This is a genomic window from Pseudotabrizicola sp., assembly GCF_030656345.1.
Classification (GTDB): domain Bacteria; phylum Pseudomonadota; class Alphaproteobacteria; order Rhodobacterales; family Rhodobacteraceae; genus Pseudotabrizicola.
This window is the reverse complement of record NZ_JAUSNR010000015.1, coordinates 373,453-399,417: the sequence shown is the minus strand read 5'-3', so window position 1 is coordinate 399,417 and position 25,965 is coordinate 373,453. Positions and strand designations below refer to the sequence as shown.

The window sequence follows — 25,965 nt, the reverse complement described above, 5'->3', positions numbered from 1 at the left end:
GATCTCGGTGGCCTATCCGATCCTCGATGGCATCGGCGCCCTTGGCGACACCCGCCTGCACCCCCAACCGAAGAAACCCTGATCCATGCACCGTTTTGCCGTCATGGCCGACCCCCATCATCACGCCCTGTTCCCCGGCTATGGCGTGGAGGGCGTCACGTTTCAGGGCCGCCCCGGGGCCGCGCAACTGTGACCGCGACACACGCGCGCATCCCATGGTGTGTGGCGCGGTTTGGGCATAGTGTAGGCTGAAGTTGTGGGGGATTTGCATGATCGTTGAATTTGGTCACTTTGCCTTGGTCCTGGCACTCGCGGTTGCGGTGGTGCAGATGACCGTGCCGATGTGGGGTGCCTACCGGCGCAATGCGGCGCTGATGGCGGTGGCGGAACCGGCGGCAATGATCCAGTTCGTGCTGATTGCGGCCAGCTTTGCGGCGCTGACCTATGCCTTTGTGACCTCGGACTTTTCCTTGGTTCTGGTGGTGCAGAATTCCCATACGCTGAAGCCGATGCTGTACAAGATTTCCGGCGTCTGGGGCAATCATGAAGGGTCTTTGCTGCTGTGGGCGCTGATCCTCGCGCTGTTCGGGGCCTGTGCTGCGTGGTTTGGCGGCAATCTGCCGCCGACGCTGAAGGCGCGGGTGATCGCGGTGCAGGGGTCAATCGGCGTGGCGTTTCTGATGTTCATGCTGTTCACCTCGAACCCGTTTCTGCGCCTTGCGGTGCCACCGCTGGACGGGATGGACCTGAACCCGCTGCTGCAAGACCCCGGTTTGGCCTTTCATCCGCCGTTTCTGTATCTGGGCTATGTCGGCCTGAGCATGGCATTTTCCTTTGCTGTGGCCGCGCTGATCGAAGGCCGGGTTGATGCGGCATGGGGGCGCTGGGTGCGGCCATGGACGCTTGCGGCGTGGATATTCCTGACCATCGGCATCGCTTTGGGGTCATGGTGGGCGTATTACGAACTTGGCTGGGGCGGGTTCTGGTTCTGGGACCCGGTGGAGAATGCGTCCTTCATGCCGTGGCTGCTGGCGGCTGCGTTACTGCATTCCGCCATCGTGGTGGAAAAGCGCGAAAGCCTGAAGGCGTGGACCATTCTGCTGGCGATCATGGCCTTTGGCTTTTCGCTGATCGGCACCTTTATCGTGCGGTCGGGGGTGATCACATCGGTGCATTCCTTTGCCAATGACCCGGAGCGCGGGGTGTTCATTCTGCTGATCCTTGCGGTGTTCATGGGCGGTGCGCTGACGCTGTTTGCGTTTCGTGCGGGATCGATGGAGGCCAAGGGGCTGTTTGCGATGGTCAGCCGGGAATCTGCGCTGGTGGCGAACAACCTGCTGCTGTCGGTGGCGGCCTTTGTGGTGTTCATCGGCACGATCTGGCCCTTGCTGGCCGAGCTGTTCTTTGGCCGCACGCTCAGCGTGGGCGAGCCGTTCTTCAACGCGGCATTCTCACCCTTTGCGGTGGCTCTGGCGGTGATCCTGCCGATTGGTGCGATGATGCCGTGGAAACGGGGCGAGATCCTGCGCGGGCTGCGGCCGCTGATCCCGGCCATGCTGCTGGCCTTTGCGGTTGGCGCGCTGGTCTGGTCCATGCAGACCGGGCGCACGGCGCTTGGTCCGGTTGGGGTCGCACTTGGGATATGGGTGGTGCTGGGGGCCGGGATTGATCTGTGGAGCCGGACCGGGCGTGGGCCGGTTGCGGGCCGCGCGGCACGGCTGGCCCGTCTGCCCCGCGCCGACTGGGGCAAGGCCACGGCCCATGCCGGCATGGGGATCACGGTGTTTGCGGTCTGCGCGCTGATGGCGTGGAAGACCGAAGACATCCGCATCGTGCGCGAAGGCGGCAGCTATGCGCTGGGGCCGTATGAGGTGACGCTCGCCTCGGTCGAAGAGGTGCAGGGCCCGAATTACATGAGCACCATGGCCACGATGATCGTGCGCCGTGATGGCGCGCAGGTGGCGGTGCTGACCCCGGAAAAGCGGTTCTATCCGGTGCAGGGGATGCCGACCACCGAAGCCGCCATCGATTACGGTTTCCTGCGCGACATCTATCTGGTGATCGGTGATCCGCAGGATGGTGGTGGATATGCGGTGCGCTCTTATATCGAGCCCTTTGCCAACTGGCTGTGGGGTGGCTGTCTGATCATGGCCTTCGGCGGCTTTCTCAGCCTGAGCGACCGGCGTTACCGCATCGCGGCGGGGGCCACGCGCCGCGCAAACGCGGTTCCGGCGGAGTGAGGCAGATGAAGCGTTTCCTGCTGACCCTGCTGCTTGCCGCTGCCCCGCTGGCCCCGGTTCATGCGGTGCAGCCCGATGAGGTGCTGGCCGACCCGGGGCTGGAGGCGCGGGCGCGCGCCATCAGCCGCGATCTGCGCTGCCCGGTCTGTCAGGGGGAATCGATCGACGATTCCAACGCGCCGATCAGCCGCGATCTGCGGCTGGTGGTGCGTGAGCGGATCATGGCAGGCGACAGCGATGCGCAGGTGGTTGATTTCGTAGTCAGCCGCTACGGCGAGTTCGTGCTGTTCAACCCAAAGGCCGAGGGCGCGAACCTGATCCTGTGGCTGGCCGGGCCGGGGGTGTTCCTGCTGGGGGCTGCCGGGGCGCTGGTCTATATCCGCAGGCGCGGGCAGGCCGCCCCGGCAGAGGCCGCGCTGACCGCAGAAGAGCAGGCCCGCTTGCGCGATCTGACGGGCAAGTAAGGCGGGCAAGTAACCTGTGACGCCGCGTCCGGCTTTTTCTTGTGCGGCGGGGCGGTTAGTCTGATGCCGGAACGCAGGGGGGCCAGATGGACTACCAGACACTTATCGTGACGACCGACGGCGGCATCACCAGCATTGCGCTGAACCGGCCCGAAGTGATGAACGCCCTGTCCAGCCGGATGCGGGCGGAACTGCTGGATGCGGTGCGCCATGCCGGTAAAACCGCGCGGGTCATCGTGCTGACCGGGACCGGGCGCGCCTTCTGCTCGGGTCAGGATCTGGGGGACCGGGCCAAGATTGCCGAGATCGATCTGGAACGCACGCTGCGCGACGAATATGAACCGCTGCTGCGCGCGATCATGGATTGCCCGGTGCCGGTGATCGCCGCCGTGAACGGGGCTGCTGCCGGGGCAGGGGCCAATCTGGCGCTTGCCTGCGATGTGGTGATCGCGGCGGAAAGCGCCAGCTTCATTCAGGCGTTCACCCGCATTGGTCTGATGCCCGATGCAGGCGGCACCTATTGGCTGCCACGTCAGGTGGGCTTTGCCCGTGCCATGGGGGCGATGCTGTTTGCCGACAAGATCAGCGCGCGTCAGGCCGCCGACTGGGGCATGATCTGGGAAGCGGTGCCGGATGACGGGTTCACAGCCCTTGTCGCCGCACGGGCGGGCGCGCTGGCCGCTGGCCCGACGGTGGCTTACCGCGGCGTGAAACAGGCGCTGCGGCAAAGTTCCAGCAACGATCTGGACACGCAACTGGCGCTGGAGGCGCGGTTGCAGGGGGAATGTGGCAAGACCCGTGACTTCATGGAAGGGGTGGTGGCCTTCCTCGACAAACGTCCGCCCGCGTTCGAGGGGCGCTGAAAACGCTTCCCAAACCCGGTCTGCCCTGATTACGCTGGATGTCACCAGACACAGGCGGCGCGGGGGTGGGGCATGTGGATCAGGGTCTTGCAAGCCATTCTGAACAGGGGCATCCGGACCGGGTGCCTGCAGGTGCAGTTTCCGGATGGCAGCATCGGGCAATATGGCCCCGGCCCCGGCGTGCCTGCGCAGATGACGCTCACCGACCCTGACCTGCCCCGGCGCATCGTGCTGAACCCGCAGCTGGCGTTGGGGGAGGGGTATATGGACGGAGCCTTGCACTTTCCCACCGACGAAGACCTGCGCCGGTTTCTGCAGATCGCGGGGCAGAATGCGGTGGGCGGGGCGCTGCCCCTGCCGATGCGGCTGGCGCACCGGCTGCGCCGGATCGCGGCCAAACCGCTGATGCAGTGGAACCCGCTGGGTGTGTCACGCCGCCGCGTCCGGCATCATTACGACATACCGCAAGCGTTCTACGCGCTGTTTCTGGACGAAGACCTGCAATACACCTGCGCATATTTTCGCGACGATGGCATGACGCTGAAGGCGGCGCAGGCCGCCAAGATGGACCATATCGCCGCCAAGCTGTGCCTGCAGCCGGGGCAGCGGGTGCTGGACATCGGCTGCGGCTGGGGGGGCCTCGCGTTCTATCTGGCGCAACGGCACGGGGTGCATGTGACAGGGATCACCCTGTCGCCGGTGCAGCTGGCAGCGGCACAGGCCCGCGCGGCGGCGCTGGGGCTGTTAGACAAGGTGGCGTTCCGGCTGCAGGACTACCGCGATGTGCCCGACCGCTTTGACCGGGTGGTGTCTGTGGGCATGATGGAGCATGTCGGCGTGCCGCAGTATCAGGCCTATTTCGACAAGATCCGCGCGGTGCTCACTGAGGATGGCATCGGGCTGATCCATTTCATCGGGCGCCACACCCCGCCACGCGTGCTGTCGCCGTGGTTTCAGAAATACATCTTCCCCGGCGGCTATGCGCCCGCGTTTTCCGAGGTGATCCCACGGGTGGAACGCGCAAACCTTGTTGTCACCGATCTGGAGGTCTGGCGCGGCCATTACGAACGCACCCTGCGCCACTGGCAAACCCGGTTCCGCGCGCAGGAGCCGCAGGTCAGGGCGATGTTCGACGACCGCTTTATCCGCATGTGGTGGTGGTATCTGGTCGCGGCCGAGGTCAGCTTTACCCATATGGGCATGGTGCTGTTCCAGATGCAGATAGCACAGCACCCCGGCGCGGTGCCGCGGGTGCGGGAATATCTCTACCCCGGCACCCGCGCCGATGCGGGGTCGTCAGACCCCGCGTGACAGGGCCGCCACCCCGGTCCGCGCAATCTCGCGCAGGCCAAGCGGGCGCATCAGCTCGGCAAAGCTGTCGATCTTCTCGGGCGTGCCGGTCATCTCGAACACGAAGGATTCCAGCGTCGAATCCACCACATGGCCGCGGAAGATCTCGGCCAGCCGCAGCGCCTCGATCCGGTGTTCACCCTTGCCCGCCACCTTGAACAGCGCCAGCTCGCGCTGCACCGAGGGGCCTTCCTCGGTCAGGTCATGCACATCATGCACCGGGACCATGCGGCCCAGCTGCGCCTTGATCTGCGCGATCACCTGCGGCGTGCCCCGGGTGACAATGGTGATCCGGCTCAGATGCCCGGTGTGGTCGACCTCGGCCACGGTCAGGCTGTCGATGTTGTAGCCCCGCCCCGAAAACAACCCGATCACCCGGGCCAGAACCCCGGCCTCGTTGTCCACGATCACGGCAAGGGTATGGGCCTCGATCACCTCGGCATTGGGATCGCGCAGGTCATAGGCGGAATGGCTGCTGGAGCCTTGTTTGATATTGAGCGGCGACATGAGCCTGCCCTTTCATCTTGACAAAAATACTCTGGGGGTCCGGGGGCAAAGCCCCCGGGGTTATCAGCAAGACATCACACCAGCACGGCACCCCGTGCCCCGATCGCATTCTTGGTATCGGCGTCCCCAAGCAGCATTTCGTTGTGAGGTTTGCCCGACGGGATCATGGGGAAGCAGTTTTCGTGCTTTTCGACCAGACAATCAAAGATCACCGGGCCGTCATAGCGGATCATCTCCATGATGGCGTCGTCCAGATCCTTGGGGTCGCTGACCTTGATGCCCTTGCAGCCAAAGGCTTCGGCCAGTTTGACGAAATCGGGCAGGGATTCCGACCATGACTGCGAATAGCGCTCGCCATGCAGCAATTCCTGCCACTGGCGCACCATGCCAAGGCGTTCGTTGTTCAGGATGAACTGCTTGACCGGCGCGCGGAACTGCATCGCCGTGCCCATTTCCTGCATGTTCATCAGCCATGATGCCTCACCCGCGACATTGATCACCAGCGCGTCGGGGTGGGCGATCTGCACGCCGATGGATGCGGGCAGTCCATAGCCCATGGTGCCAAGGCCGCCAGAGGTCATCCAGCGGTTGGGGGCTTCAAAGCCCAGAAACTGCGCGGCCCACATCTGATGCTGGCCGACTTCGGTGGTGATATAGCGGTCCATCCCCTTGGTCAGCGCTTCCAGCCGTTCCAGCGCGTATTGCGGTTTGATGATGCTGGTGGAGGGGTTGTAGGTCAGGCATTTCACCGCCCGCCATTCGTTGATCTGCTTCCACCACGCGGCCAGCCCGGCCTTGTTGACCTTGCGGCCCCGCGATTTCCAGATCCGCAGCAGGTCTTCCAGCACATGGCCGACATCGCCGAGGATCGGCACATCGACACGCACCACCTTGTTGATGGATGACGCATCGATGTCGATGTGCGCCTTGCGCGAGTTGGGGCTGAAGTCCTTGATCCGTCCGGTGATGCGGTCGTCAAACCGCGCGCCGATATTGATCATCAGATCGCAGCCGTGCATCGCAAGGTTCGCCTCGTACAGCCCGTGCATCCCCAGCATGCCCAACCAGTTCTTGCCAGACGCCGGATAGGCCCCCAGACCCATCAGGGTCGAGGTGACGGGAAAGCCGGTGGCTTCGGCCAGTTCGCGCAGCAGCTGGCTGGCGGCGGGGCCGGAGTTTATGACACCGCCGCCGGTGTAGAACACCGGACGCTCTGCCGTTTCGATCATCTCGACCAGACGGGTGATCTGGTCGATATCGCCTTTTACCTTGGGCTGGTAATGGCTTGGCTTGATTTTCTCACGTGGCACATAATCGGCATCGGCGAACTGCACATCCTTGGGGATGTCGATCAGCACCGGGCCGGGGCGTCCCGAACGGGCGACGTGGAACGCAAGGTGGATGGTTTCCGACAGTTTGGCGGTGTCTTTCACCAGCCAGTTCATCTTGGTGCAGGGCCGGGTGATGCCGACGGTATCGGCTTCCTGAAACGCATCGGTGCCGATGGCAAAGGTCGGCACCTGGCCAGTCAGCACCACGATGGGGATGGAGTCCATTAGCGCATCGACCAGACCTGTCACCGCATTGGTCGCCCCGGGGCCTGATGTGACCAGCGCCACGCCGACCTTGCCGGTCGACCGGGCATAGCCTTCGGCCATGTGGATCGCGCCCTGTTCATGGCGCACCAGAATGTGGCGGATGTCGTTTTGCTGAAAGATCTCGTCATAGATCGGAAGGACAGCGCCGCCGGGGTAGCCAAAGACCACATCGACGCCCTGATCCTTGAGCGCTTGCACCACCATCCGTGCGCCCGTCATCGCATTCGTCCCCGCCATTGCCTTTGTCATCGTCCGTCTCTCCGCCTGTGCCAGTCTGGCCTGATCTGTCGCAACAAAAAGCCCCCGGGGTTTCCGGGGGCGCATGGGAACCTGTTATGGTCAACCGTTACCGGCCCATGCACCCAAAACCCCCAAGTACGAGAATGTGCAGCATTGCCGCCCCTCTAAGCTCTACGGAGGGCAAACTATGGTGGTGCAGCGGGGCCGTCAACCGCAAAAAATCTAATAATCTGTCGCAGGGGGCGGCTAAATTTGGTTTTTTCTTACGTTTTGGGGTGCCCTGCGGAAATTAATGCAAATTTCGCTGGGGTTTCGGGTTCGAAACCTCCCTGAGTCGCCCCCGCCGCCTGTGGCTGGCACAGGCGGCGGGGCTGGGATCAGGCCATCATCAGCGCGACATAGCCTGCGTAGACCGCCAGAAGTGCCACGCCTGCCATGCGGGGGATGCCCTTCAGCAGGACCGCGAACAACACCAGCACAACCGCGGTGCCGGCGACCCATGGCATATCGGCACTGGCAAAGCGCGGGTCGGCGGGGATGGGGGTGATCAGGGCGGTGATGCCGAGGATCGAGAAGATGTTGAAGATGTTCGATCCGATCACATTGCCGACCGCGATTTCGGTCTGCTTGCGGAACGCCGCGATGACAGATGTCGCCAGTTCCGGCAGGCTGGTGCCGACGGCTACCACGGTCAGCGCGATCACAGCCTCGGACACGCCGAAGGATTGGGCGATCAGCGTGGCGCTGTCGACCAAGAGCCGCGCACCGATTACCAGCACCACCAGACCGCCCAGCGTCTGCGCGACCGAAATCCCCATCCCGGCGGGCGGGATGGCATCCAGATCAGGCTCTTCCTTGCCCAGCACGAAGGCCATGATCATGAAAATCGCAAGCCCGATCAGCAGGATGACCCCGTCCATGCGTGAGATCACACCATCCAGCAGCATCACCCAAAGCGCCGCCGTGGCCAGCACCATGATGCCAAGGTCGCGCCAGACCTTTTGCAGCGGAATCATCAGCGCCGCGATGGTGGCCGAGGTGCCAAGGATCAGCAGGATATTGGCAATGTTTGATCCCAGCACGTTGCCGATGGCAATCGCGGGCTGACCGGCAAGGGCGGCCTGCACCGAAACCAGAAGCTCGGGTGCCGAGGTGCCGAAGCCCACGATGGTCAGGCCGATGACCATGGGCGACAGGTTGAAGTGGCGGGCGATGTTCGATGCGCCGCGCACCAGATACTCGCCGCCCAGAAACAGGGCGACGAGCCCGATGCAGAACAGGATGTAGGTCAAGATGGCTTCCCCGATGGTGGTTGATGGCCGATGGCCTTTTGTCCGCATGACTTTGGTGCGGCATGGGGAAATGCAAGGGCCGCGGGCAAAGTTCCTTGAGGTGCCCGGCTTTTATGGGCCGTTGGTGCTGTGAAAGCATGACCGGACCAGAAGCGCGCGGGCGTGGTCTGGCTCTGACTGCCAGCAGGAGGCAATTTCCAGCGCGAGATGGGCATTTTGGGCAGTGGCGGTCTGCGCTTCGCAATGGATCAGGTCCAGAAAGGCCAGATCGACCCGGGCTTCGTCCCAGTCGATCAGGCAGGGGCCCTGATCCGTCAGGATCAGATTGGCCGCGCCCAGATCGCCATGGATCGCTTGCGCGGGAAGACCCGCGACGGCGGCCCATGCGCTGCGCAAACGTGCCAGCAGGTCTGGCGGCAGGATGCCGAGGTCAACATCGCCGCTGCGGGTATGGGTGACAAACTCGGGCAGCGCACAAAAGCCGGGGCGCTGCGGCAGGGGCGGGCAGGCGGCGTGAAACGCGCGGATGCGGGGGGCGAGGGCTTGCAGGTCCGCCGGTTCGGGGATGTGGCCGCTGACCCATGGCTCAATCGTCCAGCCCTGATGCAGCAGCTGGCCCGAGGCGGAGGGGCGCAGGGCGGGCACATGAAACCCCGCAGCGCGGGCCGCGGCGTGAAGCGGTGCGAGCCAGCGCAGCTGGTCTTCGCTGCGGCGGGTGGATTTGGCGACGACGGGGCCGTCCGGCCCGTCGCAAAGCCAGACGGTGTTGCGGTGACCGCCGGTCAGGCGCTGCCGGGGGTGCAGGCCGAGCGCTGCCGGGGGCGCTGTCACCGGCCCCCCGCTCATCGACCCTGTCCGGTGCCTTGCAACACCCCGTGTTCCATGGCGTAGCGGGTCAGCCCGGCGGTGGAGCTGATGCCGAGTTTGCGTTTGATGTTCTTGCGGTGGGTTTCCACCGTGCGGACAGAGATATCCAGCGCGATGGCCACCTCTTTGTTGGACCGGCCCTGTGCCAGTTCCAGCAGGATGGTCTGTTCACGGCTGGTCAGCGGTTCGCGCGCGTTGTCGCCTGCGGGTTTCAGGCTTTGGGCCGCCCCGGTGCACAGATAGCGGCGGCCTTTCATCACGGTGTCGATGGCCAGCTTGACCTCTTCGGTCGGCACGTCCTTCAGCAGATACCCCATCGCCCCGTGGCTGAGCGCGGTGGAGATGTATTCGGGGCTGTCATGCATCGACAGGATCAGGATGCGGGTGTCGGGGCGGCGTTCGAGGATGATCTCGGTCGCGGCCAGCCCGCTGATCTGCGGCATGTTCAGATCCAGCAGCATCACATCGGGGTCAAGCTCGGCCACGCGGTCAATGGCATCGCGGCCATTGGACAGGGTGCCGACGACATGGATATCGTCATAGGTTTCCAGAATGGCGCGGATGCCTGCGGCCACCATCGGGTGGTCGTCCACGATCAGAACCCGGGTTTTGGTCATTGCGATGCCTCTGCGGTTCCGGTGGGGGGCAGCATGTGCGACAGCGGCACCTGCGCCTCGATCAGCGTGCCGGTGCGGGATGACAGGATGCGCAGGGTGCCGTCAAGCTGTTCCACCCGTTCGGCCATGTTGCGCAGGCCAAGCCCGTCGCGGCGGTCGGGTGGCATGCCGTTGCCGTTGTCCTCGATCCGGACCACCGCGCCATCCTTGGTGCCGCGCACCAGCATTCTGACATGTGTGGCACCGGAGTGGCGTTCGATATTGGTCAGCGCCTCTTGTGCGATGCGGTAAAGCGCGATCTTGGCCTCGGGGTCGAGACGGTTGCGGAACGGGTTGGTGACATAATCGACCGTGATGCCGGTGCGGCGGCCGAATTCTTCGGCCAGCGATTGCAGGGCCGGGCCAAGGCCAAGATCATCCAGCACGCCGGGGCGCAGGTCGCGGCTGATGCGCCGCACCTCTTGAATCGCGCCGTTCAGGTTCTCGATGCCCTGGCCAAGGCTTTCGCCGGCACTGGTGTCCCCGATGGTCAGCCGGCGGCGGGCGAGTTCGAGGGTGTAGCGCACGCCGACAAGGATCTGGCTGATGCTGTCGTGCAATTCGCGCGCGACGCGGCCGCGCTCTTCTTCCTGCGTGTCAAAGATACGCTGGGTCAGGGCCTTGAGCTTCTGATCGGCCAGACGGCGTTCGCGCAGGTTCAGAAACAGGCCCGACAGGAACACCGCCAGCACGGCGGCGGCAGTGATGGCCCCGATATAGACAAAGGTGCGGCTGACGCGGGCGGTGGTTTCAGCCCGGGCGGCGGCAACGGATGTCAGCACATCGTCGATGAACACCCCGGTGCCGACCGCCCAGCGCCAGTCCTGCAACCCGATGACATAGGTGATCATCCGCCCGTCGCGCCCGGTCGAGGGTTTGGGCCAGACATAGCTGTGATAGCCGGAGCCTGCCCGTGCCAGTTCGATCAGGCGGTCGACGACGGGGGTGCCTTCGGTATCTTTCAGCCCGGCCCAGTCTTTCTCGATCAGCCAGGTCTGGCGCGGGCTGACGATGTTGCGCCCGTTGTAATCGTAGACGAAGAAAAACCCGTCGGTGCCATAGGTCATCGCGGCAAGGATTTGCGCCACGCGGGTTTTTGCGCGCTGGTCATCGGGCAGGGCATTGCCGTAGATCGGACCAAAGGCGGTGCGGGCGATCGACAGGTAGTTTTTCAGCTCGGCCTGTTTGGTGGCGATCAGCTGGGTTTCGAGCACCGCGATTTCGCGTTCCGACATCTGCCGGGCCTCACGCGTGACCAGAACCGACAGCACCGCCATCGCCAGCACAAGCGGCAGCGTGGCCAACAGAAAAACCTTTTGCCCATAGCTGAGCCTGTGGCCGTCGCTGCGGCTGTCCCTGCGGTTGTCCCTGTGGCCTGTGGCCATGCTGTTCCCCCGACACTGACCGGCAGAGTGCGGGGGGATGCGGGCGCGGTCAACGGGCAATCCGGGGGCAATCCGGGCGGGCAATCCGTCACTGACATTTTTGTCGAATTGGCCCCTCTGTGCGTAGTTGTCGGTATTTCCGGCCCAACGTCCTCACGATAATGTCATCAGACCGCAGTGGTGGAGGCCGCTTGCAGGGCAATCAATAAACGGGAGGAGAGTGCCGATGGACCGTCGTTCCTTTTTGACGAAGGCTGCGCTTGGCGGAGGGGCGGCTGCTGCCGCGACCACGCTGGCAGCCCCGATGTATGCGCAGGGCAACCGCACGCTGACGCTGGTCACCACCTGGGGCCGCGGGCTGGCGGGGGTGCATGACTCTGCCCAGCGCTGCGCCGACATGATCACCGCGCTGACCGATGGCCAGCTGACGGTGGACCTGAAAGCCGCAGGCGAGCTGGTGGGGGCGTTCGAGGTGTTTGACGCCGTAACCTCGGGTCAGGCTGATATGTATCACGGGGCGGACTACTATTTTGTCGGTCAGCACCCGGCCTATGCCTTCTTTACCGCCGTGCCTTTCGGGATGACCGCGCAGGAGCTGGCGAACTGGTACTACCACAATGGCGGCATGGAACTGCATGACGAACTGGGCCAGATCTTTGGCATCAAGTCGTTTCTGGCCGGCAACACCGGCGCACAGGGTGGCGGCTGGTTCCGCAAGGAAATCACCGGACCCGATGATTTTCAGGGGCTGAAGTTCCGCATGCCGGGTCTGGGCGGCCTTGCGCTTGGCAAGATGGGCGCGTCGGTGCAGAACATCCCGGGCAGCGAGGTCTATCAGGCGCTGTCATCGGGTGCGATTGATGCCACCGAATGGATCGGGCCTTGGGCCGATGAAAAGCTGGGGCTGCAGGAGATCACCAAGATTTATTACCCCGCAGGCTTCCACGAGCCCGGCGCCGGTCTGTCACTGGCCACCAACCGCGATGTGTTCGAGAGCCTGACCCCGGTGCAGCAGAAGATCATCGAGATCGTCTCGGGCGACGGACACCAGTGGAATCTGGCGCAGTTCCTGACCCAGAACGGGGCCGCCCTTGCCCGCCTGCAGGCGGCGGGCGTGCGCACGATGGAATTCCCGGATTCGGTCTGGGATGCCTTTGGCGCGGCAAGTCAGGCGGTGCATGACGAGAACATGGGCGATGAGATCTACAAGAAGGTCTACGACTCTGCGATGGCCTCGATGAAGGCCTCGTCGTCCTGGCTGAAGATCTCGGACGGCACCTATACCGCGCAGCGCGACCGCGTGTTGGGGTAAGGGCTGTGCGCTGGCGGGGTTTTCCTGCTGGCGCTGCGTTTGTGGCTGACCCCGGGGGGATCCTCCCCCCGGACCCCCCTGGGCTATTTATGAACAGATGAATGGGGGGCGGTCCGGATTGTGGGGCCGGGTGCGGTTTGGATGAGACGGGGGGCGACGTGCTGGACGGCATTTTGTGGGTGATCGGCAATATCGGCATGGCCTTTGTCAACCTTGGGGTGGCGGTGGCCAATCCGGGGTTGTGGCTGAACTGGGCGGACCGGGAGGCGCTGGCGCGGTTCATCTTTTACGGGGCCTCGGTCGAGTTTTTCTTTGTGGTGATGACCACATTTCTGGTGCTGACCGCGATTGGCATGGTCCGGCGCGGCTTTCTGTGGGGGTTGGTGCGCGGGCTGGAAGGCTTTGCCAACGGGATCGGGCGGTTTGTGGCCTGGTTCGGGCTGTTGATGGTGTTGCAGCAAATCGTGATCATCTTTTTGCAGCGCATCTTCCGGGTGGCGGCGCTGGAGTTCGGGCCCTTTGCACCCTTTGGCTATCCGCTGCTGCCGGGGCCGTCATTTCTGCGCGATCTGTCGTGGTGGTCGGAAGAGCTGAAGCTGTACAACGCCATGATCGTCTGTCTGTGCATCACCTATACCTTTGTGCAGGGCGGCCATGTGCGGGTGGATCTTCTCTATGCCAATGTGCGTTTCCGCACCCGGCGGGTCATCGACATGGCAGGCTGTGTGCTGTTCATGATGCCGGTGGCGGTGCTGACCTGGCTTTATGCGTGGTTTTTCATGTGGCGGTCACTGGTCACGCCCAAGGTCTCGGCGAGTGACAAGCTGGAGTCGCTGCTGGCCAAGGCGCGGATCTTCAAATGGAATGTCGAGACGATTGCCTTTTCGCCCAACGGGTTTGACGCCTATTTCCTGTTCAAGCTGCTGATGATCGCCTTCTGCGCGCTGGTGTTCATCCACGCCTGGGCCTTCTTCTGGCGATCCTATCTGGAATTCATCGAAGGGCCGGAGGCCGAGGCGCGGTATCTGGACCGGGATGCGCCGGGCGGCAGTGCCCAGGACCTGCAATCACGATAAGGGACGGACGAGATTATGCTTTTTGGTCTGGACGGCGTTGAGGTCGGTCTGCTGATCGTGTTCCTGTGCCTGTTTGGCGGGATCATTTCCGGCTTTCCGGTGGCCTTTGCCATTGGCGGGGCCGGGATCATCGGCTTTGGCATCATTGCAGCGCTGGATTCGGCGGGGGTGCTGATCCATCAGGCGATTGATACCGGGTCGGCGGCGTACCGCGCCCTGCAGGCGCAGGGGGTGGCGGGGATCGACATCACCACCTTCCGCTATCCGGATCTGCCGCGCGTGGAGGTGTCGCTGTTTCCGGGCGGCTGGGAGGTGGCGATGGACCGCAACCTGTCGTTCATCGTGAACCGGATGAACGAGCGGGTGATCGCGGGGGCGTCGATCGAGACACTGCTGGCGGTGCTGATGTTCGTGATGATGGGCATTGTGCTGGAACGGTCCAAAATTGCCAATGACCTGCTGACCACCATGGCGCGGGTGTTTGGCCCGCTGCCGGGGGGGCTGGCGGTTTCGGTCGTGGTGGTGGGGGCGTTTCTGGCCGCATCCACCGGGATTGTGGGTGCCACTGTGGTGACGATGGGGCTGCTGAGCCTGCCCACCATGCTGCGCGCGGGCTACAGCCCGCAGCTGGCGACCGGGGTGATCGCGGCGAGTGGCACGCTGGGCCAGATCATTCCGCCGTCGATTGTCATCGTGCTCTTGGGTACGATGGCGGGGGATCTTTATGCCTCGGGTCAGGAGGTGCGGGCGCAGGCCGCGGGCTGTTCGGATGCGCTGACCTATCTGGGCCGGGCGGCGGTGGTGTCGGTGGGCACCCTGTTTCAGGCGGCGATTCTGCCGGGGTTGATGCTGGCGTTTTTGTACGCCGCTTACGCCTTTGGCTTTGCGCTGGCCAATCCGGGGAAAGCGCCCGCGATTCAGCTGACCGAAGGCAATGGACAAATCGTCACCCGGCGTGAGGCGACGATGTGGTTCCTGATCGTGCCGGCGGCGCTGATCGGCGGGTTTCTAATGCTGGCGCAGGTCAACCTGATCGGATCGCAGGACATGACGGTGGACAGTTTCAGCGATGGCGGACAAGGCGCGTCGCTGCGCACCAATGTGTCTGAACAATGCCAGGCCAGCATGATCGCCCTGCACGGGCAGGAGCGCTGGGATGCGGCGGTGGCCGAGCAGGCGTCGATTGCCGCAGGTGGCGGGGCGGTGCAGGCCCGTGCGCTGACGCCGGAGGAACGCGCTGCGGCACGGGTCGCGCGGGAGGACAGCCGGGCGCCCGTCGGCACCGGCGTGGCGGTGCTGTTCCTGCTGGCCGCGCTGACGCTGACCACGGCGCGCGGGCTGGCCCCGATGGCGGATCATCGCCCGGTCTGGGTCGGGCTGGCCGGGGTGGCGCTGGGGCTGGTGGTGGATGCGCTGTTCATCGGGCCGCTGATGTCGCCGGGGGTCAGCCTGCTGTGGCTGGCGCTGCCGTTCGGGCTGGTGGTCTGGGCGCTGTGGGCGGCGATGCCGATGCTGGTGCAGAACGACATCATAAGGGTGGTGTTTCCGCCGCTGGTGCTGGTGGTGGCGGTGCTGGGGTCTATCCTTGGCGGCATTACCAACCCGACACCGGCGGCGGCGTTGGGGGCAGGCGGGGCGTTGTTGCTGGCAGCCTATCGCAGGCTGAAAGATCAGGGGCGCAGCCCGCGCCTTATCATCGGGGCGTCCTTCGCGCTGGTGATCATGCTGCTGGTGGGCGTCAACTTTGACCTGCGGCTGGGGCTTGGCACCACCACGACGGAACAGATCGTCGCGTTCTGGGTGGCGATGGGGGCGTACAGTTTCACCATGTTCGGCATTCTCTATGCCTGCTGGGTGCTGTGGCGCGGGGCGGTGCTGACATCGGTGGTGCGCGAGACGGCGAAGATCACCAGCATGGTCTTTGCCATTCTGATCGGCAGCCAGATCCTGAACCTTGTGCTGATCAGCTTTGGTGGCGAGCATTACATCCAGAGCTTTCTGCGCAGTTTCGACAATGAGCTGACGGCGTTTCTGATCGTGATGCTGGTGCTGTTCATCCTTGGGTTCGTGCTGGATTTTCTGGAGATCATCTACATCGTGGTGCCGATTGTCGGGCCGGTGATCTATGGCGGCACCTTTGACCCGAGCTGGGTCACGATCATGATTACGGTGAACCTGCAGACCAGTTTCCTGACGCCCCCCTTCGGCTTTGCGCTGTTCTATCTGCGCGGGGTGGCCCCGAAAGAGGTGACAACGCGGCAGATCTATACCGGGGTGATCCCGTTTGTGCTGATCCAGATGGGCGCGCTTTTGCTGCTGTATTTCGCGCCGTGGATCGTGACGATTGTGCCCAACCTGCTGGGCTAAACGCCTGGGCGGCGGGGCTTTGCCGCCCGGAAAAAGCCCCTCTGCCAAAGCGCTTTGGATGGTGCTATCCAGCCTGTGACAGCGCAAGCATAGGAGGGAATCGCCATGGCGATCCGGGTAACGGTCTGGGGCGAGAATGTTCACGAGCGCAAAAACAAGATCGTGGCAGAGATATACCCTGCGGGGATGCATGCCGCGATTGCCGATGCGCTGAACAATGATGCCGGGGTGACAGCCTCGACCGTCACGCTGCAAGACCCCGAGCATGGGCTGACGGCGCAAAAGCTGGCGGAAACCGATGTGCTGATCTGGTGGGGCCATGCGGCGCATGGCGATGTGGCCGACGCGGTGGTGGAGCGGGTCTGCGATGCGGTCTGGTCCGGCATGGGCGCGATTTTCCTGCACTCGGCGCATTTTGCCAAGCCGTTCAAGCGGCTGATGGGAAGCCCCTGCAACCTGACATGGCGTGAGGCGGGCGAGCGCGAGCGGATCTGGCTGACCAGCCGCAACCACCCGATTGCCGCCGGGCTGCCCGACCATTTCGAGCTTGAGAATGAGGAAATGTATGGCGAGCCCTTTGGTGTGCCCGACCCGATGGAGACGGTGTTTGTGTCGTGGTTTCAGGGCGGCGAGGTGTTCCGGTCGGGCCTGACCTACAAACGCGGTGCGGGGTCGGTGTTCTATTTCCGGCCGGGGCATGAAACCTATCCGACCTATCACAACGCCCATGTGCAGCGGGTGATCCTGAACGCGGTGAAATGGGCCTATAACCCTGCGGCGCGGCTGGCAGAGCCTTCGGCGGCACCCAACGTGCCGGTGGCTGAAGCGCTGGAGCCGATTGAGGAGCGCGGGCCACGCCTGCACCATGACGGTGAGGAGGGGTTCCGGTGACGGTCCGGCTTTTGATCCTTGGCACCGGGGGCATGGCGAACAACCATGCCGAAGGGTTCGCTGCGATTGACGGGGTGGAACTGGTGGGGGGGGTCGATACGCGGCCTGCACCGCTCGCCGCATTTTGCGAAAAGCACAATATTCCCAATGGCTTTGCGTCGGTTTCTGAAGCATTGGATTGGGGCCAGTTTGATGCGGTGACCAATGTAACGCCAGATGGCGTGCATTTCGCCACCACCATTCCGATGGTGGCGGCGGGCAAGCATGTGCTGTGCGAAAAGCCGCTGGCCACCAATGCCGCGGATGCCGAGGCGATGGCAGTCGCGGCGGCAACGGCAGGCGTGGTCAATATGGTGAACCTGACCTATCGCAACGGTGCCGCGCTGCAACTGGCGGCCACGATGGTGGCAGGGGGGCTGATTGGCAAGATCCGGCACTTTGAGGCGTCTTACCTGCAAAGCTGGCTGACGCAGCCCGCCTGGGGCGAATGGCGCGACACGCCGCAATGGCTGTGGCGGCTGTCTACCGCGCATGGGTCAAAAGGGGTGCTGGGCGATGTCGGCATCCATATCCTCGACTTTGCCAGCTTCATCGCCGGTGAGGCGGCTGTTGATATTTCGGCCCGGCTGGCCACCTTCGACAAGGCCCCGGACGGGCGGATCGGGGATTACACCCTGGACGCCAATGACAGCGTGACGATGCAGGTGCGGCTGGAGGGCGGTGCCTTGGGTGTCGTGCATGCGACGCGCTTTGCCACCGGCCATATGAACGACCTGCGGCTGCGGATCTATGGTGATCTGGGCGGGCTGGAGGTGCGGTCCGAGAACCACGTCAGCCGCATGCTGGCCTGCACCGGGCCGGACCGGCTGACCGCAACCTGGCGCGAGGTTGAGTGCCCGCCGACCTTGTCGATCTATGAGCGCTTTATTGCAGCGATCCGGGGACAGGCCCCGGCGGTGCCGGACTTTGCGTGCGGGGCGGCGTTGCAGCGGCTGGTGGACCGGGCAGAGGAAAGTGCGATGCGCGGTGGTCTGGTGCTGCCGGTCTGATCATGTTCAGCCGGAACCTATCCCGGGGGTAGTCCATTGGTGTCGCCGTCGAGAGACCAATGGACTGGGGGGCTGGCCCCCCATTCCGCCGGTCAACCACGGGTGACCGCCCCGGCGGTTGCGCTGAACAAAGCCCGCGTGTATCAGGCGGAAAAGCCTGCTGGAGCTGGGGAGAGAGCGTATGCGTCGTGTCGTTGTGACGGGTCTGGGAATGGTGACACCTTTGGCCTGCGGGGTCGAGGAAACCTGGAGCCGGCTGATTGCCGGGCAATCCGGGGCCGGGCCGATCACGCGGTTCGATGCCAGCAATGTGGTGACGCAATACGCCTGCGAAATTCCGCTGGGCGATGGCACCGACGGCACCTTCAACCCTGATGACTGGATGGAACCGAAGGACCGCCGCAAGGTGGATGATTTCATCCTGTATGGCATGGCAGCAGCAGTGCAGGCGGTGCGCGATTCCGGCTGGGTGCCGGAAAGCGATGAAGACAAGGAACGCACCGGCGTGATGATCGGGTCGGGCATCGGCGGGTTGTCGACGATTGCGGAAACCGCTGTGCTGATCAAGGAGAAGGGGCCCAAGCGGGTTTCGCCGTTCTTTATTCCGGGGTCGCTGATCAATCTGGTGTCGGGGCAGGTCAGCATCCGCTTTGGCTTCAAGGGGCCGAACCATGCGGTGGTGACGGCCTGTTCGACCGGCGCGCATGCGATTGGCGATGCGGCGCGGCTGATCATGCTTGATGATGCCGATGTGATGGTGGCGGGGGGCGCGGAAAGCCCGATCTCTGAAATCGGGATTGCCGGGTTCAACGCCTGCAAGGCGCTGTCCACCAAGCGCGGCGATGATCCCACCAAGGCAAGCCGCCCTTATGACGCCGACCGTGACGGCTTTGTCATGGGTGAGGGTGCGGGCTGTGTGGTGCTGGAAGAATACGAACATGCCAAAGCGCGTGGCGCAAAGATCTATGCCGAGGTTCTGGGCTACGGTTTGTCGGGCGACGCCTATCACATCACCGCCCCAAGCGAGGACGGCGATGGCGGCTATCGCAGCATGGCGGCGGCGCTGAAACGCGCGGGCCTGACGCCTGCGGATGTGGATTACATCAATGCGCATGGCACCAGCACCATGGCCGACACCATCGAGCTGGGCGCGGTGGAACGGCTGATGGGCGATGCGGCGGCGGGGGCGACGATGTCTTCGACCAAATCCTCTATCGGCCATCTGCTGGGGGCTGCGGGCGCGGTGGAGGCGATTTTCTGCATATTGGCCATCCGCGATCAGGTGGCACCGCCGACGATCAACCTTGATAACCCGGCGGTGGTGCCAAAGCTGGATCTGGCCCCGAATGCGGCGCGGCATCGCAAGATTGATGTGGCGCTGTCCAATTCCTTCGGCTTTGGCGGCACCAATGCCAGCCTTGTCCTCGGCAAGGTGCGCTGAGCGATGTGGCGGTCCATAGCCTCGAACGCGCTGACGCTGTTCATTGTGCTGCTGGTGGTGGCGGCCGGGATTCTGGCCTGGGGGCGTGAGGAATACACCGGCCCCGGGCCACTGACCGATGCGATCTGTTTCCGGGTGGAGCGGGGGGCATCGCTGAGTCAGGTCAGCCGGGCGCTGGAGGCGCAGGGCGCGGTATCTGATGCGCGGATCTTCCGGATCGGCGCGGATTATTCGGAAAAGGCGCAGCTGCTGAAATTCGGCAGCTATCTGATCCCGCCGGGGGCGTCGATGGTGGACGTTCTGGCATCGCTGACCGAAGGCGGGCAGTCGACCTGCGGGCGTGAGGTGAATTTTCGCATCGGGGTGAATGCGGCGGATGTGGTGCTGCGTGAGCTGGATGCGACGACCAACCGCTATGTCGAGGTGGTGAAGTTTGACCCGGCGGTCGAGGCTTTGCCGCAGGCATATATTGATGTGGTCGAAGAGTCGGATATCCGGTTCCGGGTGACTTTGGCTGAGGGTGTGACCAGCTGGCAGGTGACAGAGGCGCTGAAACGCGCCGATTTCCTGACCGGCGAGGTTGCTGCGGTGCCACGTGAGGGGTCACTGGCCCCCGACAGCTATGAGGTCGACAAAGGGTCTGACCGGGCGGCGTTGCTGGCGCGGATGACCACGGCGCAGGAGCAGATTCTGGCGGCGCTTTGGGCCAGCCGGGTCGATGGGTTGCCCTATGCCACCCCTGAGGAGGCGCTGATCATGGCGTCCATCGTGGAAAAGGAAACCGGCGTCGCGCAAGAGCGGCGGCAGGTGGCGAGTGTGTTCGTGAACCGGCTGGAACGCGGGATGCGGTTGCAGACCGACCCCACAGTGATTTACGGCGTGACCATGGGGCAGGGCGTGCTGGGGCGCGGCATCCGGCAAAGCGAGTTGCGGCGCGAGACGCCGTATAACACCTATGTCATCGACGGGCTGCCGCCGACCCCGATTGCCAATCCGGGACGGTTGAGCATCGAGGCGGCGCTGAACCCGGATACCACCGATTACATCTTCTTTGTGGCCGATGGCACCGGCGGCCATGCCTTTGCGGTAACGCTGCAGGAGCATAACGCCAATGTGGCGCGCTGGCGCGAGATTGAGCGGACGCGCGGGCAGGAAAGCCAGACCGGGGTGCAGGGCGAATAGGCCCCGGCCGGGGCAGGGTTAACAAACGGTAAACGCTGCGCGCGCCAAGCCATTGATAAGGCTGAGTTTTTGGCTTGACTTGGCGCGCGGTCCGATGTATCACTTGTGGCATGCTAGAAGACGTGTCGAGAGCGGCGGGGTAACACCCCTGACCGCTCTTTTTCATGTCGCTCGACCGGAGGGATAGCGAGGCGGGTGGCAGCACAGCATGACAATCAACTTCACTGCGACGGAAGCGGACAAGACCCAAACGCCTGAGGACCTGTTGCGGGTGGCCGAGCAGCAAATGGGGCGCGCGGTCGTCAGGCTGCATCAGGTGATTCAAGAGGTGGAGGCCGGGAAGTTCGATCAGTTGGCCGAGGCGAAACGTGTCGCGGACAATCTGACCAGCTTTGTCCGGCTGTTCATGGATGAAAGGAACAAAGTTGACAAACTCCGCAAAACGCTTGCCGGGGCTGTCGGAACCGGCGAGCTCGACTTTGCAGCCGCGCGTGATGAGATCGGGCGGCGTCTGGCTCTCCTCCGCGACGCCGGAGGTGATTGACGATTTTCTCGGCGGGCTGTCGAACGATGCGTTGCTGGCGCTGCCGTGGATGTTCGAGTTCTGGGCGCTGCCGCATCAGCTGCCCCCTGAGGGTGCCTGGAAGTCCTGGGTGATCATGGGGGGGCGCGGTGCCGGCAAGACGCGGGCCGGGGCCGAGTGGGTGCGTGCGCAGGTGGAAGGTGCGCGCCCGTCGGACCCCGGCCGGGCGAGCCGTGTGGCGCTGGTGGCCGAAACGCTGGATGAGGCGCGCGAGGTGATGGTGTTTGGCGACAGTGGCATCATGGCCTGTTCGCCGCCGGACCGTCGCCCCGAATGGAACGGGTCGCGGCGGATGCTGACCTGGCCCAACGGGGCGACCGCGCGGCTATTTTCGGCCTATGATCCCGACAGTCTGCGGGGGCCACAGTTTGATGCGGCCTGGGTGGATGAGCTGGCAAAGTGGAACAAGGCCGAAGCAACCTGGGACCAGCTGCAGTTTGCGCTGCGGCTGGGGCCCAATCCGCAGCAGGTGGTGACGACGACGCCGCAGAACATTCCGGTGTTGAAGGCCATTCTGAAGAACCCGTCAACGGTGATGACCCACGCCCCCACCGATGCGAACCGGGCCTATCTGGCGAAATCGTTCCTGGAGGAAGTGCAGACCCGCTATGGCGGCAAGCGGCTGGGGCGGCAGGAGCTGGAGGGCGAGCTGATCGAGGATATTGACGGCGCACTGTGGACCATGGCGATGCTGGAGGCGGCGCGGGGGCCGGCACCGGAACGGCTGAGCCGGGTGGTGGTGGCAGTGGACCCGCCGGTGACATCAAAGTCCACATCCGACGAATGCGGCATCGTGGTGGTGGGGGTGCTGACGGAAGGCAATCCGCGCGACTGGCGGGCGGTGGTGCTGGAAGACGCCAGCATCAGCGGCACCCCCACCGAATGGGCGCGGGCGGCGGTGGCCGCCTATGAGCGGCACGACGCCGACCGGATGGTGGCCGAGATCAACCAGGGCGGCGACATGGTGGAACAGATGATCCGCCAGCAAGGCGCGCTGGTGGCCTATCGCGGGGTGTCGGCCACAAAGGGCAAGATCCTGCGGGCAGAGCCGGTGGCAGCTTTGTATGAGCAGGGGCAGGTGGTGCATTGCGGTCAACTTCGCAAGCTGGAGGATCAGATGTGCCTGATGAGCAGCCGGGGGTTTAAAGGGGAAGGCAGCCCGGACCGGGTGGATGCGCTGGTCTGGGCCATGCATGAGGCAATGCTCGCGCCCGCAAAAGCCTATGGCGGCGATCCGCGGATGCGGGCTCTGGAACGGCGCTAGCGCGCATCGGGGTGTTCCCGAAAAACGGAGATCTGAAAACATGGTGTTCAACTTTCTGCGGCGGGCCGAGGCCTTGCCGGTGCCGTCTGCTGCGCTGGAATCCAAGGCCAGCGCGACCGGGCGGGTGGCGGCCTGGGGATCATCGGGGCGGGTGAAATGGAGCCCGCGCGATGCGGTGTCTTTGACCCGGACCGGGTTTCTGGCCAATCCGGTCGGGTTCCGGGCGGTGAAGCTGGTGGCCGAAGCGGCAGCGGCGCTGCCGCTGGTCTGTCAGGATGCCGAGCGGCGGTTTGACAGCCACCCGGTGCTGTGCGTGATCAACCGGCCCAACGGCGCGCAGGGCCGGGCCGAGTTTCTGGAGGCGGTGTACGGGCATTTTCTGCTGAGCGGCAACGCTTATCTGGAGGCAGTGCCGGGGGCGGGCACTTTGCCCGGCGAGCTGCATGTGCTGCGGTCGGACCGGATGTCTTTGGTGCCGGGGCCGGATGGCTGGCCGGTGGCCTATGATTACACGGTCGGCGGGCGGACGCATCGGTTTGACGTGCGCGGCGAGGTCAAGCCGATCTGCCATCTGAAGGCGTTTCATCCGCAGGATGACCACTACGGCCTGTCGCCGATGCAGGCGGCGGCGGTCGCGGTTGATGTGCACAACGCGGCCAGCTTCTGGTCCAAGGCGCTTTTGGACAATGCGGCGCGGCCTTCGGGCGCGATTGTCTATAAGGGGGTGGACGGGCAGGGATCTTTGTCGAACGACCAGTACGACCGGCTGGTCGGCGAGATTGAGGCGAACCATCAGGGCGCGCGCAACGCCGGGCGGCCGATGCTGCTGGAAGGGGGCCTGGACTGGAAGCCGATGGGCTTTTCGCCCAGCGATATGGAGTTCCAGCAGACCAAGGAGGCGGCGGCGCGGGAAATCTCGATCGCCTTTGGCATTCCGCCGATGCTGCTGGGGATTCCGGGGGATGCGACCTATGCCAATTATCAGGAAGCCAACCGCGCATTTTACCGGCTGACCGTGCTGCCGCTGGCGGCGAAGGTGCTGGCGGATGTGAGCCATTGGCTGGCAGGGTTCACCGCGGAAGAGGTCGAGTTGCGCGTCGATCTGGACCAGATCCCGGCGCTGGCTGCGGAGCGTGACCAGCAATGGGCCCGGGTGGGTGCGGCAGATTTTCTGACGCAAGCTGAAAAGCGCCGCCTGCTGGGTCTGCCGGCGGTGACGGACGAGGCATGACGATCCGCAAACCGGAAGGCTCACGGTTTCTGTTCGACAGTTTCGACGCGGCGGCGGCGCGGATCGAGGCGAATGAACGCGTGGCCCAGGAGCGTTGGGCGGCGCTGGAGTACCGGCTGGGCCAGATTGATGCCGTGCTGGAGCGTCTGGAAAAACGCATCTGGCTGGGCGTGTACGGGGTTGCGGCCTTTCTGCTGACGCAGGGGGCCGAGGCCATTCTTCAGGCGGCGATGAGGTGACGGAATGACTGAATATGGGGCGCCGGAGCGGAAATATCTGCGGCCGGAGCAAGGCTTGACGGTAACCGGCAGTGGAACGGTCGAGGGCTATGCCAGCCTGTTCGGCCTGAAGGATCAGGGCGGCGATGTGGTGCTGGCCGGAGCCTATGCAGGCAGCCTGAAGCGGCTGGCCAGTGCCGGGGCCAAGGTCAAGATGCTGTGGCAGCATGATGCCGCGCAGCCGATCGGGGTCTGGGACGAGGTGCGCGAGGATGCGCGCGGCCTGTGGGTCAAAGGCCGCATCCTGACCGAGGTGGCGCGGGGCCGTGAAGCGGCGGCCCTGCTGGCGGCGGGGGCGATTGACGGTCTGTCGATCGGCTACCGCACGGTGAAGGCCGAACGCGATGGCAAGGGCCGGCGGCTTTTGTCAGAGCTGGAGCTTTGGGAGGTGTCACTGGTGACCTTTCCGATGCTTTCCGAAGCGCGGGTGCAGGCAAAGTCGGATGACGGCTGGCACTGGCGGCAAATGGTGCAGGTCTTTGACGACGCGCGCCGACAACTGGCCGAGCGGTAACGCCCCGGCTTTCGTTCAAACATCAGGAGTGACGATGACCGAGAGAAAGGCTCGGGCCGGGGAAGATTTGCCCACGGCCCAGACTCCGGGAGCGGAGATCAAATCCGCAATGACCGGATTTATAAATGAACTCAAAGTGTTTCAGGCCGAAGTGAAACAATCGCTGCAACATCAGGAAGAGCGACTGACCATGTTGAACCAAAAGACCATGAGCTATGGCCGCCCGGCCCTTTCGGCAGCCGCCGATCACGATGCCCCGCATCAGAAGGCGTTTGACGCCTATCTGCGGTCAGGTGACGATGACGGGCTTCGGGGGCTGGTGCTGGAAGGCAAGGCGCTGAACACCGCCGTGGCGGCCGAGGGCGGTTATCTGGTGGACCCGCAGACCGCCGATACGATCCGGTCGCTGCTGGTGTCGACCTCATCGCTGCGGTCAGTTGCCAATGTGGTTCAGGTGGAGGCGATTTCCTTCGACGTGCTGATCGACCGGACCGAAGTGGGCTCGGGCTGGGCCACCGAGGCGGCGGCGCAGGCTGAAACCTCGACCCCGGCGATCGAGCGGATCTCGATCAAGCTGCACGAGCTGTCGGCGATGCCGAAGGCCAGCCAGCGCCTGCTGGATGACAGCGCCTTTGATGTCGAGGGCTGGCTGGCCGGCAAGATCGCCACGCGCTTTATCCGGGCCGAGGCCGCAGCCTTCATCAATGGCGATGGCGTTGACAAGCCGCGCGGCATTCTGCTGCCGACGAAGGTTGCGAATGCTGCCTGGACCTGGGGCAGTCTGGGTTATGTGCCGACCGGGGCTGCGGCGGATTTTGCATCGACCAATGCGGCGGATTGCATTGTCAGTCTGGTCTATGCGCTGGGGGCAGATTACCGGGCCAATGGGGCCTTTGTCATGAACTCAAAGACCGCAGGTGCTGTGCGCAAGATGAAGGACGCCGATGGCCGCTTCATGTGGTCGGACGGGCTGCAGGCGGGCGAGCCGCCGCGGTTGATGGGCTATACGGTGCTGATCTGTGAGGACATGCCGGATGTGGCGGCGAATGCCTATCCGGTTGCCTTTGGCGACTTTGCGTCCGGCTATACCGTGGCCGAACGCCCGGATCTGCGCATTCTGCGCGATCCGTTCAGCGCCAAGCCGCATGTGCTGTTCTATGCCAACAAGCGTGTGGGTGGCGATATCACCGATTATGCAGCGATCAAGCTGCTGAAGGTCGCGGTGTCGTAACGCCAGAGAATACGGCCAGCCTGATCTGTCAGGCTGGCCAGCTTTCGGGCGCGCGCAGGAAAACCCATGCCGTCTAGCTGCTCC

General features: G+C 64.1%; 23 protein-coding genes. 17 read left to right on the top strand and 6 right to left on the bottom strand.

Annotation, left to right across the window (positions count from 1 at the left end):
- Window positions 1–269 precede the first annotated feature (269 nt).
- From Q7J44_RS09820 to Q7J44_RS09805, 4 genes are all read left to right on the top strand, one after another.
- Window positions 270–2,240, top strand: a complete 1,971-nt coding sequence (locus tag Q7J44_RS09820; RefSeq protein ID WP_304879339.1) for a heme lyase CcmF/NrfE family subunit — start codon at window positions 270–272, stop codon at window positions 2,238–2,240.
- Window positions 2,241–2,245: 5 nt separating this feature from the next.
- Complete coding sequence (locus Q7J44_RS09815; protein ID WP_304879337.1) at window positions 2,246–2,704, top strand: cytochrome c-type biogenesis protein; 459 nt, start codon at window positions 2,246–2,248, stop codon at window positions 2,702–2,704.
- 86 nt (window positions 2,705–2,790) lie between these two features.
- The gene (locus Q7J44_RS09810) at window positions 2,791–3,567 is read left to right on the top strand and encodes an enoyl-CoA hydratase-related protein (protein WP_304879335.1); all 777 of its coding nucleotides are present in this window, start codon (window positions 2,791–2,793) and stop codon (window positions 3,565–3,567) included.
- Between the two features lie 72 nt (window positions 3,568–3,639).
- Entirely contained in the window at window positions 3,640–4,878 is a 1,239-nt protein-coding gene (locus Q7J44_RS09805) for a cyclopropane-fatty-acyl-phospholipid synthase family protein (protein ID WP_304879332.1), read from the top strand.
- On the opposite strand, the gene ilvN is transcribed toward Q7J44_RS09805, so the two are convergent.
- From ilvN to Q7J44_RS09775, 6 genes are all read right to left on the bottom strand, one after another.
- Complete coding sequence (gene ilvN, locus Q7J44_RS09800) at window positions 4,864–5,424, bottom strand: acetolactate synthase small subunit (RefSeq protein ID WP_304879330.1); 561 nt, start codon at window positions 5,422–5,424, stop codon at window positions 4,864–4,866. The genes Q7J44_RS09805 and ilvN overlap by 15 nt on opposite strands.
- A 74-nt stretch (window positions 5,425–5,498) precedes the next feature.
- Window positions 5,499–7,271 (bottom strand): acetolactate synthase 3 large subunit, encoded by a 1,773-nt coding sequence (locus Q7J44_RS09795; RefSeq protein WP_304879328.1) that lies wholly within the window; start codon window positions 7,269–7,271, stop codon window positions 5,499–5,501.
- A gap of 368 nt (window positions 7,272–7,639) precedes the next feature.
- Window positions 7,640–8,554, bottom strand: coding sequence for a calcium/sodium antiporter (locus Q7J44_RS09790; RefSeq protein WP_304879325.1), 915 nt, complete (start codon window positions 8,552–8,554; stop codon window positions 7,640–7,642).
- Window positions 8,555–8,665: 111 nt separating this feature from the next.
- Window positions 8,666–9,400 (bottom strand): phosphotransferase enzyme family protein, encoded by a 735-nt coding sequence (locus tag Q7J44_RS09785; protein ID WP_304879323.1) that lies wholly within the window; start codon window positions 9,398–9,400, stop codon window positions 8,666–8,668.
- A complete protein-coding gene (locus tag Q7J44_RS09780; protein WP_304879321.1) occupies window positions 9,397–10,038 on the bottom strand; it encodes a response regulator transcription factor in 642 nt (213 codons plus the stop codon). Before Q7J44_RS09780 ends, Q7J44_RS09785 begins: the two co-directional genes overlap by 4 nt.
- A complete protein-coding gene (locus Q7J44_RS09775; protein WP_304879319.1) occupies window positions 10,035–11,462 on the bottom strand; it encodes a cache domain-containing protein in 1,428 nt (475 codons plus the stop codon). Before Q7J44_RS09775 ends, Q7J44_RS09780 begins: the two co-directional genes overlap by 4 nt.
- Before the next feature lie 226 nt (window positions 11,463–11,688).
- Here Q7J44_RS09775 and Q7J44_RS09770 point away from each other — a divergent pair, with 226 nt between their 5' ends.
- From Q7J44_RS09770 to Q7J44_RS09710, 13 genes are all read left to right on the top strand, one after another.
- Window positions 11,689–12,774 (top strand): TRAP transporter substrate-binding protein, encoded by a 1,086-nt coding sequence (locus Q7J44_RS09770; RefSeq protein ID WP_304879317.1) that lies wholly within the window; start codon window positions 11,689–11,691, stop codon window positions 12,772–12,774.
- Between the two features lie 197 nt (window positions 12,775–12,971).
- Window positions 12,972–13,850 (top strand): TRAP transporter small permease subunit, encoded by an 879-nt coding sequence (locus Q7J44_RS09765; protein WP_304879364.1) that lies wholly within the window; start codon window positions 12,972–12,974, stop codon window positions 13,848–13,850.
- 15 nt (window positions 13,851–13,865) lie between these two features.
- Window positions 13,866–16,217: a TRAP transporter large permease subunit gene (locus tag Q7J44_RS09760; RefSeq protein ID WP_304879315.1), complete on the top strand. Its 2,352-nt coding sequence runs from the start codon at window positions 13,866–13,868 to the stop codon at window positions 16,215–16,217.
- 105 nt (window positions 16,218–16,322) lie between these two features.
- Entirely contained in the window at window positions 16,323–17,108 is a 786-nt protein-coding gene (locus Q7J44_RS09755; protein ID WP_304879313.1) for a ThuA domain-containing protein, read from the top strand.
- A complete protein-coding gene (locus Q7J44_RS09750) occupies window positions 17,105–18,157 on the top strand; it encodes a Gfo/Idh/MocA family protein (protein ID WP_304879310.1) in 1,053 nt (350 codons plus the stop codon). The genes Q7J44_RS09755 and Q7J44_RS09750 overlap by 4 nt, the downstream gene beginning before the upstream one ends.
- 181 nt (window positions 18,158–18,338) lie before the next feature.
- Window positions 18,339–19,598, top strand: coding sequence for a beta-ketoacyl-ACP synthase II (fabF, locus tag Q7J44_RS09745; RefSeq protein ID WP_304879307.1), 1,260 nt, complete (start codon window positions 18,339–18,341; stop codon window positions 19,596–19,598).
- Between the two features lie 3 nt (window positions 19,599–19,601).
- Window positions 19,602–20,780 (top strand): endolytic transglycosylase MltG, encoded by a 1,179-nt coding sequence (mltG, locus tag Q7J44_RS09740; protein WP_304879305.1) that lies wholly within the window; start codon window positions 19,602–19,604, stop codon window positions 20,778–20,780.
- A gap of 208 nt (window positions 20,781–20,988) precedes the next feature.
- Window positions 20,989–21,324 carry a hypothetical protein gene (locus Q7J44_RS09735; protein WP_304879303.1) on the top strand — a complete coding sequence of 112 codons (336 nt, stop codon included), beginning with the start codon at window positions 20,989–20,991 and terminating at the stop codon, window positions 21,322–21,324.
- Window positions 21,275–22,627 (top strand): DNA-packaging protein, encoded by a 1,353-nt coding sequence (locus tag Q7J44_RS09730; protein ID WP_304879301.1) that lies wholly within the window; start codon window positions 21,275–21,277, stop codon window positions 22,625–22,627. Before Q7J44_RS09735 ends, Q7J44_RS09730 begins: the two co-directional genes overlap by 50 nt.
- A gap of 40 nt (window positions 22,628–22,667) precedes the next feature.
- Window positions 22,668–23,858: a phage portal protein gene (locus tag Q7J44_RS09725; protein ID WP_304879299.1), complete on the top strand. Its 1,191-nt coding sequence runs from the start codon at window positions 22,668–22,670 to the stop codon at window positions 23,856–23,858.
- Window positions 23,855–24,097 (top strand): hypothetical protein, encoded by a 243-nt coding sequence (locus Q7J44_RS09720; protein WP_304879298.1) that lies wholly within the window; start codon window positions 23,855–23,857, stop codon window positions 24,095–24,097. The genes Q7J44_RS09725 and Q7J44_RS09720 overlap by 4 nt, the downstream gene beginning before the upstream one ends.
- Window positions 24,098–24,101: 4 nt before the next feature.
- Window positions 24,102–24,650: an HK97 family phage prohead protease gene (locus tag Q7J44_RS09715; RefSeq protein ID WP_304879296.1), complete on the top strand. Its 549-nt coding sequence runs from the start codon at window positions 24,102–24,104 to the stop codon at window positions 24,648–24,650.
- A gap of 34 nt (window positions 24,651–24,684) precedes the next feature.
- Window positions 24,685–25,881: a phage major capsid protein gene (locus tag Q7J44_RS09710; RefSeq protein WP_304879294.1), complete on the top strand. Its 1,197-nt coding sequence runs from the start codon at window positions 24,685–24,687 to the stop codon at window positions 25,879–25,881.
- The last annotated feature ends 84 nt before the right edge of the window (window positions 25,882–25,965 follow it).

Coding starts and splice junctions, on each gene's coding strand:
- Q7J44_RS09820 (WP_304879339.1), top strand. CDS start 270: ATGATCGTTGAATTTGGTCACTTTGCCTTGGTCCTGGCACTCGCGGTT.
- Q7J44_RS09815 (WP_304879337.1), top strand. CDS start 2,246: ATGAAGCGTTTCCTGCTGACCCTGCTGCTTGCCGCTGCCCCGCTGGCC.
- Q7J44_RS09810 (WP_304879335.1), top strand. CDS start 2,791: ATGGACTACCAGACACTTATCGTGACGACCGACGGCGGCATCACCAGC.
- Q7J44_RS09805 (WP_304879332.1), top strand. CDS start 3,640: ATGTGGATCAGGGTCTTGCAAGCCATTCTGAACAGGGGCATCCGGACC.
- ilvN (WP_304879330.1), bottom strand. CDS start 5,424: ATGTCGCCGCTCAATATCAAACAAGGCTCCAGCAGCCATTCCGCCTAT.
- Q7J44_RS09795 (WP_304879328.1), bottom strand. CDS start 7,271: ATGACAAAGGCAATGGCGGGGACGAATGCGATGACGGGCGCACGGATG.
- Q7J44_RS09785 (WP_304879323.1), bottom strand. CDS start 9,400: ATGAGCGGGGGGCCGGTGACAGCGCCCCCGGCAGCGCTCGGCCTGCAC.
- Q7J44_RS09780 (WP_304879321.1), bottom strand. CDS start 10,038: ATGACCAAAACCCGGGTTCTGATCGTGGACGACCACCCGATGGTGGCC.
- Q7J44_RS09775 (WP_304879319.1), bottom strand. CDS start 11,462: ATGGCCACAGGCCACAGGGACAACCGCAGGGACAGCCGCAGCGACGGC.
- Q7J44_RS09770 (WP_304879317.1), top strand. CDS start 11,689: ATGGACCGTCGTTCCTTTTTGACGAAGGCTGCGCTTGGCGGAGGGGCG.
- Q7J44_RS09765 (WP_304879364.1), top strand. CDS start 12,972: ATGGCCTTTGTCAACCTTGGGGTGGCGGTGGCCAATCCGGGGTTGTGG.
- Q7J44_RS09760 (WP_304879315.1), top strand. CDS start 13,866: ATGCTTTTTGGTCTGGACGGCGTTGAGGTCGGTCTGCTGATCGTGTTC.
- Q7J44_RS09755 (WP_304879313.1), top strand. CDS start 16,323: ATGGCGATCCGGGTAACGGTCTGGGGCGAGAATGTTCACGAGCGCAAA.
- fabF (WP_304879307.1), top strand. CDS start 18,339: ATGCGTCGTGTCGTTGTGACGGGTCTGGGAATGGTGACACCTTTGGCC.
- mltG (WP_304879305.1), top strand. CDS start 19,602: ATGTGGCGGTCCATAGCCTCGAACGCGCTGACGCTGTTCATTGTGCTG.
- Q7J44_RS09735 (WP_304879303.1), top strand. CDS start 20,989: ATGACAATCAACTTCACTGCGACGGAAGCGGACAAGACCCAAACGCCT.
- Q7J44_RS09730 (WP_304879301.1), top strand. CDS start 21,275: ATGAGATCGGGCGGCGTCTGGCTCTCCTCCGCGACGCCGGAGGTGATT.
- Q7J44_RS09725 (WP_304879299.1), top strand. CDS start 22,668: ATGGTGTTCAACTTTCTGCGGCGGGCCGAGGCCTTGCCGGTGCCGTCT.
- Q7J44_RS09720 (WP_304879298.1), top strand. CDS start 23,855: ATGACGATCCGCAAACCGGAAGGCTCACGGTTTCTGTTCGACAGTTTC.
- Q7J44_RS09715 (WP_304879296.1), top strand. CDS start 24,102: ATGACTGAATATGGGGCGCCGGAGCGGAAATATCTGCGGCCGGAGCAA.
- Q7J44_RS09710 (WP_304879294.1), top strand. CDS start 24,685: ATGACCGAGAGAAAGGCTCGGGCCGGGGAAGATTTGCCCACGGCCCAG.